We start from the raw sequence: 11,309 nt of genomic DNA, 5'->3' as shown, positions 1-11,309 counted from the left end.
AACTTGCCCGCTCCTGATAAATTGGTCTTAGTACTTGTTCCACTAACACACCTCCCTGCCATTTCCTTTCGACGAAGAGGCTAGGATATCCTTTATTCAAGAAGGTTTAATAACGTAAAAAACGTAATATATGATATAGTAATTGAGGATATATCAAGGAGGTACGTTGGATGAAGCCCTATAAAAATAAGATAAATAGGATCCGGTCATTCGCCCTTGCTTTAATATTTGCCGGGGTCGTCATTATGTATATCGGGATTTTCTTCAGGAAATATGAGATTGTTATGCTCATATTCATGTTTCTTGGTGTTCTTGCCATCCTTAGCAGTACGATTGTTTATGCTTGGATTGGGTCCCTATCCACTCGAGCCATCCAAATCGTCTGTCCTAGTTGTGGCAAACATACGAAAATGCTCGGACGCGTCGACATGTGCGGGCATTGCCGAGAGCCACTCACACTTGACCCTTCATTAGAAGGAAAAGAGTTTGACGAATCATATAATAGAACGAAGAACAAAACTGCTGCAATAAAAGAGGATTCTAAGGAATAAAAAAAACGTCCGATACAACCTTCACTGGAAGGAGTATCGGACGTTTTTTTATTTAGTATTCGCTACGCGCGAAACACATGAAGGACATGTACCATATACTTCCAGACGGTGATAATTTACTTTGAATCCTGTTACATGAGAAGCTAAGCGCTCCACCTCTTCAAGTCCAGGATGATGGAAATCAACAATCGTTCCGCATTCATCACAGATGATATGATAATGATCGTGAGTAACAAAGTCAAAACGGCTTGAAGCATCTCCATAAGTAAGTTCCTTAATAAGTCCCGCATTGCGGAACACACGAAGGTTATTATATACTGTTGCAACGCTCATGTTAGGAAAATCAGATTCAAGTGCTTTATATATATCATCAGCCGTTGGATGTGACTCAGAGGAGATAAGATACTCTAAAATCGCATGCCTCTGTGGCGTAATTCTGACGCCACTATTTTTCAATGCGTCCAGCGCGCCTTTCAATCTAACTTCCGACATCGCTATGCACCTCTATCCATAAAGATTCTCACTTTATAATTATTATCATTAGTGTACTTAAAATAGGGTGCATATGTCAACTAAAGCGCTGTGTGAGCCACTTCATTTGTGTCTATCAATTTAGTTCCCACTCAGTAGCCAAGTTCCATGTCAATCAAGTTCAGAAGATCCCGCTCCCCCTGTTGCCACTTACCTAGGTTTTCTTCAAAAATAGTGAGGGCCCTTTCAACATACTTTCCAGAAAGACTTGAAACATGTGGCGATATCGTACAATTTGCAAGTAACCATAGTTCATTGTCAGCAGGTAGCGGCTCTGTTTCAAATACGTCAAGAACCGCATGCCTGATTTCATTACTTTTCAATGCATCTATTAGAATCGGTTCAGCAAAGAGGTCACCCCGACCAAAATTCATGAAGACCGCATTATCCTTCATGGCTTTGAAATGCCCTTCTGTTAGCAGCCCTTTTGTTTCTGGTGTACTCGGTAAAACAGAAATAACGAAGTCTGCTATGCCCACTCTCTCTATCAAAGCTTCAAACTTTATTGTCTCATCCATCGATTCACTTGCCCTGCCCGATCTGTTACAACCAATTGTAGTGACACCAAATGCTTGAAGTAAGCGTCCTATTTCAGAACCAATTGCGCCAGGACCTAAGATAAGCGCAGTCGACCCTTTTAATTCAATCGAGCCGACTTTCCGATTCCATTCTTTTGACCGTTGTCTTTCGTCAATAAGTGGTAACGACCGTTGCAGTGATAATATATGCGCGAGAACGGATTCCGCCATCGGTGTTTTGTGGATACCGCGAACATTTGACATGACGATGTTGCGCTCAGCTATTTCAGCAAGAGGCATTTTTTCAACGCCAGCCGACGCAACCATTATCCATTCCAATGCTTTCGCTTTGTCGAGTAGCGCAACGTCTACATCACCGCCATATGTCACAATAATTGATGCTGTTTGGATTTCAATGTCTTCCGGCTTTTTGTTGAATTGAAATGTAACTTCAGGAAACTTCATGACAAGCCCCTGTTCCTGATGTTTCTTCATATCAAATGTGAATAGTACTTCCATTTCTCGTTCCCCCTCAAGGCTGTGTTAGTTGCTCCAATATCACAAGTGCTTCTTCTATATGGCCTTTCACTTTCACTTTACGCCATTCTTTAACAACCGTCCCCGTCGGATCAATCAAAAATGTCGAACGCTCAATACCCATATACTCCTTACCGAACATCTTCTTCAACTTCCAAACATCATATTTTTCAGCAACTGTGTGCTCTTCATCAACAAGAAGGGAAAACGGCAGTCCATGTTTCCCGATAAATTTCTCATGTGAAGCTGCGCCATCAGGGCTCACTCCAAGCACTACTGCATTCAACTTGCTAAAGTCTTCATACGCATCTCGGAAATCGCAAGCTTGCGTTGTACATCCAGGTGTTGAATCTTTCGGATAAAAATAGAGAACAACATACTTTTCACCCGCGAAGTCTTTTAGCGAAATCATTTCACCGTTCTCATTTGGCAATGTAAATTCCGGTGCATGCATACCTTCAAGTGTCGTCATTATCCATTCCTCCAATATATTCTTTCCTTAATCGTACAGAATGCGCTCTTTAGTTTCAAATTCTTTGGCTATCTGCTTCATTTTGTTTAGAATAGAGAGGGTAATGAATTGAACGGGGGAATTGAAATGATCAGAACGAATTCAGAAAAAATCTATAATGAAGCTTGCGAGCATATCGTAGGAGGGGTAAATAGCCCATCGCGCGGATACCATGCAGTTGGCGGCGGAGCCCCTACAGTAATGGAACGTGCAGAAGGTGCTTACTTCTGGGATGTCGACGGCAATAAATACATCGACTATCTTGCTGCATATGGACCAATCATTACGGGGCATGCCCATCCACATATTACTGAAGCAATCGTTAAAGCCGCGCAAACAGGTTTGCTATACGGAACGCCTACTCGACATGAAGTGAAGTTTGCAAAAATGTTGAAGGAAGCAATGCCTAGAATGGATAAAGTACGTTTTGTAAACTCTGGTACTGAAGCAGTCATGACGACAATTCGAGTTTCTCGTGCTTATACAGGGCGGACAAAAATCATGAAATTTGCAGGCTGTTACCACGGTCACTCGGATCTTGTACTCGTTGCAGCAGGTTCTGGCCCCGCAACGCTTGGTACTCCTGATTCAGCAGGTGTGCCAGAGTCGATTGCTAAAGAGGTAATTACGATTCCATTTAACGATCCTAATGCTTATATAGAAGCAATGGAAAAATGGGGCGACCAAATCGCATGTATTCTAGTCGAGCCAATCGTTGGTAACTTCGGCATTGTTGAACCAAAAGAAGGGTTTCTTCCGCTCGTCCATGATATCGCAGCCGAAAAAGGCGCTTTAATTGTTTATGATGAAGTAATTACTGCATTCCGTTTCCACTACGGCGGCGCACAGGATTTGCTCGGTTTAACACCCGATCTTACTGCATTCGGAAAAATTATTGGCGGCGGCTTACCAATTGGCGGTTACGGTGGGAAAAAAGAAATTATGGAACAAGTCGCTCCACTAGGACCTGCTTATCAAGCGGGGACAATGGCAGGGAATCCAGCTTCGATGTTAGCAGGAATTGCTCTTCTAGAAGTTCTCCAAACGCCTGGTATTTATGAAGAAATGGACCGTCTAGGTGCTATTCTTGAAGAGGGCATTGTAAAATCTGCAAAAGAGCACGGAATTACATTAACGACAAATCGTCTTGGAGGAGCCCTTACTTTGTTCTTTACGGACGTAAAAGTCGAAAACTACGAACAAGCTGAAGCTACAGACGGCAATGTGTTCGCCAAGTTCTTCAAACTGATGTTAAAAAACGGTATAAACCTTGCACCTTCCAAGTATGAAGCGTGGTTTTTAACAATTGCTCATACGGAAGAAGACATTATGGATACACTTGTTGCAGTTGATCATTCATTCAAAGAGCTCGCAACTTCTATAAACGGTTGACCGCACGGTATTGTTAAGGTACAGTAGCGAAAAACAGCTTTAACTTCATTTAGCGGAAGCCTTCCACTTCGATAAAGTGATAGGTATTTGCAAAATAGGCATACAACTTGGTAGGAGCAAAACTCTAGCTAAATGAAGTTACAGTCTCCGACGGATGCCACAGACTTTTAAGTGGAATTTATCGAGCAGGCTCGATAAAAGTCTGTGCGCAAATACGCCAAGGCGTATTTGATCAGAAAGGATAACCCCCATGATACTTGGTGCCCGCATTTTTAAAACGGGCATTGCGATTATGTTCGCATTGTTCCTAGCAGAAATTTTACACATGCCGCATCCATTGTTTGCGGGAATCGCGGCCATTTTTGCCATCCAACCTTCTATCTATAGATCTTATTTAACAATTATCGAACAGGTTCAAGGTAATATAATTGGCGCAGTTGTTGCGGTTTTATTTGTTCTCCTGTTTGGTAATCAGCTAGTCTTCATAGGACTTGCCGCGGTCATTATTATATTAATAATGATTAAATTGGGCCTAGAAAAATCAATTTCGATGGCACTCGTGGTAATGATCGCCATAATGGAAATCAAAGGCGATGAGTTCCTGTCATTTGCATTGCTCAGATTTTTGACATTGATTATCGGTATTCTTGCCGCTTTCGTTGTGAACTTGCTGTTCATGCCACCGAAATACGAAACAAAATTATTTGAGTCCATTCATCAGGCACAAGACGAAATTATTCGTTGGACCCGCCTTGCTGGAAGGCAAGCATCTGATCACTTAGCAACAAAAAAGTCACTGACAAAATCGAAGGAGCGCCTTTCTCAGGTAGATCAGCTGTACACGCTATTCAAAGAGGAACGGAGCTACTTCAAAAAGAATACGAGAAACAAAGCGAGAAAACTTGTCGTTTACAGACAAATGGTTGCTACTTCAAAGAGCAGTTATGATGTGCTGAAAAGACTTCATCAGTATGAAAATGAACTGATTGATTTACCGGAACATTTCCGGATGATGGTGCAGGAACGTCTCGACGCACTGCTCACATATCACGAACAACTCCATCTGAAGTTCGTTGGTAAACTGAAGTCTGACGCAGTAAATACCAGTCCGAATGAAGAATACATCCAGCGTCATGAGGTGATGGAGATTTTTGCAAAGGAAATTGCCCTTACGAAAGAAGAAGAGGAATTTTCCGCCTATCATCTTCTTCATATCCTGTCGTCTATCTTTAATTATGAAGAACAACTTGAACACTTTGACAAGCTGATTGTTCTATTTCAGAAGTATCATAACAATAAAGTGAATTCGAAACTGACAGAAGAAATCTATTAAGAAAAGCGCCTGAAGTCTAGACAGCGACCTCAGTCGAAAAGCTTATTCTTTCTTTTCTATTGAAAAAATGTCCCGCGAGCCGATGTACTCCTTCGGCTTACGGGACATTTTTATTATCTTAACTCTTCATCTTAGGATCGAGTGCATCGCGTAAACCATCACCCATTAAGTTAAAGCCCAGTACAGTAAGCATAATTGCGATACCAGGGAAAATCATTGTCCATGGGGCTGAATGAAGGAAACTTTTTGAATCCGCTAACATTTTCCCCCACTCCGGCATCGGGGCTTGGGCTCCAAGTCCCAAAAATCCTAGTGCAGCTGCTTCGAGGATTGCCGTTGCAATTGCTAGTGTCCCTTGAACAATTACCGGCGCCATAGAGTTCGGCAAGATGTGAGAAAACAGAATCCTAGCATCTTTCATTCCGATCCCTTTTGCCGCAGTAATATATTCATCTTCTTTTATACTCAATACTTTTGAACGAATGAGCCTTCCAAAGTTCGGCACATTTATAACTGCGATTGCGATAAGCGCATTTTGCAGACTCGGACCAAGTACGGAAACAATTGCAATAGCCAACAAGATAGAAGGAAATGCTAGCATAATGTCGAACACACGTGAAATAATCGTATCAACCCATCTGCCATAATAACCTGCTACGATACCCAATGCACTTCCAACAACTACCGATCCGATTACAGAAAAGAATCCAACCCATAGTGAAATTCGGGCACCATGAACAATTCGGGAAAAAATATCCCTTCCAAGGTCATCTGTTCCAAACCAATATTCACTTGAAGGAGGGAGAAGCCGATCCGATAACTTTTGGTCGTTAATGCCCTCTAGCCCAATGTTTGAACCAAGATAACCTTGTTCCGCCACAAAACCGAAACCCGCTAGCAGGATAAAGAATAAAACAATACCCATACCGACAACTGCCACTTTACTCTTTTTAAAGCCATTCCAAGCTTCACGCCAAGGTCCTGCAGTTTTATCAACTTTATTATTCGCAATTCCATCGGCCTTAGGTACAAATTCAGACATAAGTGCTTCCCCCTTCCTCAATCATATTTAATCCTCGGGTCTATCAGACTGTAGAGCAAGTCAACAAGCAAGTTGATCAAAACAAAGAAGAGCGCCACAATTAGAATCGATGACTGAATGACGGGATAATCTCGGAAACCAATTGCGTCGTAAATATAACGCCCAACACCAGGCCAAGCAAAAATTGTCTCTGTCAAAATCGCACCACCAAGCAACATTCCCATTTGCAGACCAATAATTGTTAACACCGGAATGATTGCATTTTTAAGCGCATGCTTATATACGACCCAAAACATTTTCTGACCTTTCGCCCGTGCCGTACGAATATAATCGGAGCGCATTACTTCGAGCATACTTGAACGGGTCATCCGTGCGATAATTGCCATCGGAATTGTCGCCAATGCTAGTCCCGGTAATATAAGATGACGGAAAACCTGCCATAACTGGTCAAAACGTCCTTGAATAATTGTATCAAGTACATAGAGATTCGTTATGGCGTTGATAGGATCTCGTACTTCCTCTCGCCCTCCAGTCGGCAACCATGGATTTTCTACAGCAAAAACCCATTGCCCCATAAGGCCCAGCCAGAAGATAGGCATAGAAACACCAACAAGTGCCAAAATCATCGCCGTATAATCAAACCATGAGTTTTGGAACCACGCTGAGATGATTCCTGCATTAATACCGATAATAACTGCAATAACGATGGCGAATAACGCCAATTCAAACGTAGCTGCTAAATAAGGCCATATTTCATCTGATACAGGAGCCCGGGTTCTCATTGACTCGCCCAAATTCCCTTTGAAAAGGTCACCCAAGTATTTGAAATACTGAACATACCAAGGGTTATCCAAACCAAGCTTTATCGTCAATGCTTCGACTGACTCTTTAGTCGCCTGCTGCCCAAGAATAATTTGGGCGGGGTTACCCGGGATTGCACGGATAATCATGAATACGATAAATGTCATCCCAAGCAGGACAGGAATGAGCTGCAGCATTCTTTTTCCAATGTAGCTCAGCATATATTTTTCACCTCTCCAACTCTTCTCTCAACTTATATGTATCCATCAAATGAAAGAGAAAAGGAAGAAATCCGAAAGACCTCTCCCTTTCCTTTCATTTCTAACAATCTGTTACTTGAATTCTACTTTCGACAGTAAATCCGAGGCAATTGGGCCTGGAACGAATCCTGTTAAATCTTTAGATCCTCCAAGAAGCGGAGTTGAGTGAGCAAGTGGTACCCATGGAGCGTCATCATGAATGATGACCTGCGCTTCTTTGTACAATTCATTTCGTTTCTCTTCATCGATTTCAGTTTGTGCTGCGATAAGGAGGTCGTGGAGTTTTGCATTCTTATAGTACGTATAATTATTGCTACCGATATTATCTTCATCTAGCAAAGCGTATAGGAAGTTATCTGCATCTCCGTTATCCCCAGTCCAGCCGAGCATAAACGCATCTGCATCCCCTTTTTCTGCAAGATCAAGATAAGTTGCCCATTCATGCGAAACAATCTTTGCAGTAATACCTATATCTGCAAGGTTTTTTTGGATGACTTCAGCAACTTTTTTACCATCTGGCATATATGGACGTGGTACCGGCATTGCCCATAGATCCATCTCAAAACCGTCTTCAAGTCCTACCGATTTTAGAAGTTCTTTCGCTTTTTCAGGATTGTATTCATATCCTTCGACATCATCGTTATAGCCTGAAATGGATGGTGGCATCGGGTTTTTCGCGACATCCGCACGTCCTTCGAAGAATGAGTCAATAATTGATTGTTTGTCGATTGCATAGTTAATCGCTTGGCGCACCTCTTTTTTATCGAAAGGAGGACGTGTTACTGTAAGACCTAAATAACCTACGTTCAAAGACGGACGTACAAACAATTGAAGTTTTTCATTATCTTCAATCGATTTGCCATCTGATGGATTAATGCCATCTGCAAGTTCGATATCCCCAGCCATCAATGCATTCAAACGTGCAGAGTTGTCAGGAATTGAACGGAAGATAATTCTTTTAAGTTTTGGTAGTTCTGCATCCCAATAGTCATCAAATTTTTCAATTGTGATTGTTTCATTAGGTTTCCACTCTACGAACTTGAATGGACCTGTACCTACTGGATTTCTTTCGAATTGATCGTCACCTATTTCAAATGCAGTCGGACTTGCAATTGCAAACATGCTCATTGCAATATTTTTAAGGAATGGTGCTTGTGGACGCGTTAATTTTATTAGGACTGTATTATCACCGTCTGCTGTAACCGACTCAATAACATGACCTTCATCACCTTTAAAACCACCGAATGTTGTGTTATAATATGGGAATTTCTCTGCATCCCCATTAGCCCAACGCTCGAAATTTTTAACGACCGCGTCAGCATTGAAGTCAGTTCCATCATGGAACTTAATGCCTTCACGTAGTTTGAACGTGTACGTTAAACCATCTTCACTTGGTTCCCATTCAGTGGCAAGCCCTGGATTAATTTCTGTATCACTCTCCCCGAAATTCAGAAGCGTTTCGTAAATGTTGACCGTAACTTTGAAAGATTCTCCTTCAGTCACCCTTGATGGATCGAGAGAAGTCGAATCCCCACCGCGTCCAAACACTAATGTATCTTTCACATTTTTACCGTCTTCAGTTTTAGTACCTTCCTCTTTACCGTCTTCCTTCTTGCCATCGTCGGCATCTGACCCACAAGCGGCTAGCGCTGCCGAAAGAACGAGAAGCAACATCAGTGCTAGTAAACCTAACTTCCTTTTTCTCATATTGACCCCTCCAACTGTTTTATATCATTGTCTACCTGCTCACTGTAAAGGTGACAGGCGACAGAATGACCCGAATCATGCTCGACAAGCCTTGGTGTAACTTTCGTGCAAATTTCCATTTTATGCGGACAGCGCGTATGAAACGTGCAGCCACTAGGAGGATTCGCTGGGTTTGGAATATCCCCTTCAAGAAGAATTTGCTCTTTCTTGAAGTCTGGATCAGGTACTGGAACCGCTGACAATAATGCCTGCGTATAGGGATGAAGCGGTTTCGCATAGAGCTGCTCGCTGTCTGCCATTTCTACCATCTTTCCAAGATACATAACGCCGACACGATCACTAATATGACGGACGACTCCCAGATCATGGGCTATGAAGATATAAGTGAGATTGAATTCCTTCTGCAAATCTTGCATCAGGTTTAACACTTGAGACTGAATCGACACATCGAGAGCCGAAACAGGTTCATCAGCAATTATCAGTTTTGGATTTGTCATTAGCGCTCGAGCAATCCCAATACGCTGACGCTGTCCTCCACTAAACTGATGCGGATAGCGCTTGGCATGATATGCGCTTAGTCCAACAATTTCAAGGAATTCACGCACTTTCCTTTTCCGTTCTTTCGAATTATCAATGCCGTGCACAATGAGCGGCTCTTCTAATATCTTTTCAATCGTGTGACGCGGATTGAGAGATGCGTATGGATCTTGGAATACCATTTGGATGTCACGTCTCGTTTTCCGCATTTCTCCGGTAGATAAGGACGTCAAATCTTTGCCGTCAAATTCAACTTTCCCTTCGGTTGGTTCAAGAAGTCGCATCAGCATCCGGCCCGTTGTCGATTTACCGCATCCAGATTCACCTACAATGCCTAGCGTTTCGCCTTCATTCACGTAAAACGATACGTCATCTACCGCTTTGACATACCCAACTGTTCTGCCAAGAATTCCTTTTTTAACTGGAAAATACTTTTTCAAACCTTCAACTTTCAATAAGGGCTTTGTTGTCATGCTGTTTCACCCCTTCTCTGTCGTATAGGAAGCATCGAGTCTGGTGAACATCCGATGTTTCATATAGTTCAGGGTTTTCTGTTAGACAACGATCAAATGCAAACTCACATCTCGCAGCAAATCTGCACCCCTGCCGGATTGAACCGGGTTTCGGCACGCTACCAGGGATAGAATAGAGTCGCTCCTTTTTGTAGCGCATGTCGGGAACGGATTGAATTAACCCTTTTGTATAAGGATGCTGTGGATCTTCGAAGATCATCTTAACGGATGCTTCTTCAATAATTTGTCCAGCATACATGACAATGACACGTTCGCATGTTTCTGCAACGACACCCAAGTCGTGAGTAATAAGGAGAACAGCTGTATTCAATCTCGTATTTAATTCTCTCATTAACTTCAATATCTGCGCTTGAATCGTCACATCTAGAGCAGTGGTCGGTTCGTCAGCTATAAGTACTTTAGGATCACATACCAATGCCATCGCAATCATTACACGCTGTCGCATTCCACCCGATAATTGGTGAGGATAGTCTCTCATCATTTCCTCTGCACGAGGCAAACCGACCAGTTTCAACATTTCAACTGCTTTTCCCTCAGCCTTTTTCTTAGACCAGCCTTTTTCGTGAATCCGCACTGCTTCTGTCATTTGATTGCCAATCGAGAACAATGGATTCAGTGATGTCATAGGTTCTTGGAAAATCATCGCAATGTCGTTTCCTCGAATACGCCGCATCTGTTTTTCATTCATGGTCAGCAAATCTTTATCTTCAAATAATATTTTACCTCCGACAACTTTCCCAGGAGGCTTTGGTACTAGCCCCATTATCGATAAGGAGGTTACACTTTTCCCGCAGCCAGATTCTCCGACAATTCCCAGGATTTCTCCTTCATTCAAGTGAAAGTCAATATGATCAACAGCCGGTATTTCCCCCGAATCAGTAAAAAAGGTCGTCTGTAAATCTTTTACTTGGAGGACAGTCTTCCTCTCATCCATCAGATCACCCTTTTTCTTAATCAATCAATTAGTTATTTTCAGAATTAATAGGTCGTTCTAATTATACGATTATACAGAATAAATGCAATACTTTTTTATATATTCTTATAATAACAAAGGCA

The 11,309-nt window shown here is 42.2% G+C and carries 12 protein-coding genes (1 of these 12 only partly in view); 3 read left to right on the top strand and 9 right to left on the bottom strand.

Translation table 11 applies throughout. The annotated features are described in order from the left end of the window. Positions 1–43, bottom strand: the beginning of a protein-coding gene (locus ACP8HG_RS20505; RefSeq protein ID WP_067205848.1) for a nucleotidyltransferase-like protein. The gene continues 821 nt to the left of window position 1, outside the view; the window shows 43 of its 864 coding nt (coding positions 1–43); the start codon lies at positions 41–43; its stop codon lies off the left edge, out of view. A 127-nt stretch (positions 44–170) separates the two neighbouring features. On the opposite strand from ACP8HG_RS20505, the gene ACP8HG_RS20500 reads away from it, so the two are divergent. Continuing rightward, positions 171–551 carry a YgzB family protein gene (locus tag ACP8HG_RS20500; RefSeq protein WP_067205845.1) on the top strand — a complete coding sequence of 127 codons (381 nt, stop codon included), beginning with the start codon at positions 171–173 and terminating at the stop codon, positions 549–551. Positions 552–599: 48 nt separating this feature from the next. Here ACP8HG_RS20500 and perR read toward each other — a convergent pair whose 3' ends face one another. The 3 genes from perR to bcp all read right to left on the bottom strand — a co-directional run bounded on the left by perR (position 600) and on the right by bcp (position 2,609). After that, on the bottom strand, positions 600–1,043 hold the full coding sequence (gene perR / locus ACP8HG_RS20495; protein ID WP_156475952.1) for a peroxide-responsive transcriptional repressor PerR: 444 nt from the start codon (positions 1,041–1,043) through the stop codon (positions 600–602). Between the two features lie 131 nt (positions 1,044–1,174). Then, positions 1,175–2,119, bottom strand: a complete 945-nt coding sequence (locus tag ACP8HG_RS20490; protein ID WP_354314828.1) for a D-2-hydroxyacid dehydrogenase — start codon at positions 2,117–2,119, stop codon at positions 1,175–1,177. Positions 2,120–2,132: 13 nt separating this feature from the next. Then, positions 2,133–2,609 carry a thioredoxin-dependent thiol peroxidase gene (bcp, locus tag ACP8HG_RS20485; RefSeq protein ID WP_438297808.1) on the bottom strand — a complete coding sequence of 159 codons (477 nt, stop codon included), beginning with the start codon at positions 2,607–2,609 and terminating at the stop codon, positions 2,133–2,135. A gap of 126 nt (positions 2,610–2,735) precedes the next feature. On the opposite strand from bcp, the gene ACP8HG_RS20480 reads away from it, so the two are divergent. Beyond that, the gene (locus tag ACP8HG_RS20480) at positions 2,736–4,040 is read left to right on the top strand and encodes a glutamate-1-semialdehyde 2,1-aminomutase (protein ID WP_067213828.1); all 1,305 of its coding nucleotides are present in this window, start codon (positions 2,736–2,738) and stop codon (positions 4,038–4,040) included. A gap of 250 nt (positions 4,041–4,290) precedes the next feature. Next, the gene (locus ACP8HG_RS20475) at positions 4,291–5,373 is read left to right on the top strand and encodes an FUSC family protein (protein WP_354314824.1); all 1,083 of its coding nucleotides are present in this window, start codon (positions 4,291–4,293) and stop codon (positions 5,371–5,373) included. Positions 5,374–5,491: 118 nt separating this feature from the next. On the opposite strand, the gene nikC is transcribed toward ACP8HG_RS20475, so the two are convergent. From nikC to ACP8HG_RS20450, 5 genes are all read right to left on the bottom strand, one after another. Beyond that, positions 5,492–6,415 carry a nickel transporter permease gene (gene nikC / locus ACP8HG_RS20470; protein WP_338653576.1) on the bottom strand — a complete coding sequence of 308 codons (924 nt, stop codon included), beginning with the start codon at positions 6,413–6,415 and terminating at the stop codon, positions 5,492–5,494. A 17-nt stretch (positions 6,416–6,432) separates the two neighbouring features. Next, the gene (locus ACP8HG_RS20465) at positions 6,433–7,437 is read right to left on the bottom strand and encodes an ABC transporter permease (RefSeq protein WP_338653577.1); all 1,005 of its coding nucleotides are present in this window, start codon (positions 7,435–7,437) and stop codon (positions 6,433–6,435) included. Positions 7,438–7,548: 111 nt separating this feature from the next. Further along, complete coding sequence (locus ACP8HG_RS20460; protein WP_338653578.1) at positions 7,549–9,183, bottom strand: ABC transporter substrate-binding protein; 1,635 nt, start codon at positions 9,181–9,183, stop codon at positions 7,549–7,551. After that, positions 9,180–10,193, bottom strand: a complete 1,014-nt coding sequence (locus tag ACP8HG_RS20455) for an ABC transporter ATP-binding protein (protein WP_338653579.1) — start codon at positions 10,191–10,193, stop codon at positions 9,180–9,182. Before ACP8HG_RS20455 ends, ACP8HG_RS20460 begins: the two co-directional genes overlap by 4 nt. Further along, positions 10,165–11,187, bottom strand: coding sequence for an ABC transporter ATP-binding protein (locus ACP8HG_RS20450; RefSeq protein ID WP_067205821.1), 1,023 nt, complete (start codon positions 11,185–11,187; stop codon positions 10,165–10,167). Before ACP8HG_RS20450 ends, ACP8HG_RS20455 begins: the two co-directional genes overlap by 29 nt. Positions 11,188–11,309 lie beyond the last annotated feature (122 nt).

Source organism: Sporosarcina sp. FA15 (assembly GCF_051550195.1).
Lineage (GTDB): Bacteria > Bacillota > Bacilli > Bacillales_A > Planococcaceae > Sporosarcina > Sporosarcina psychrophila.
The sequence above is the reverse complement of the archived record's forward strand: the minus strand, read 5'-3'. Positions and strand labels throughout refer to the sequence as shown.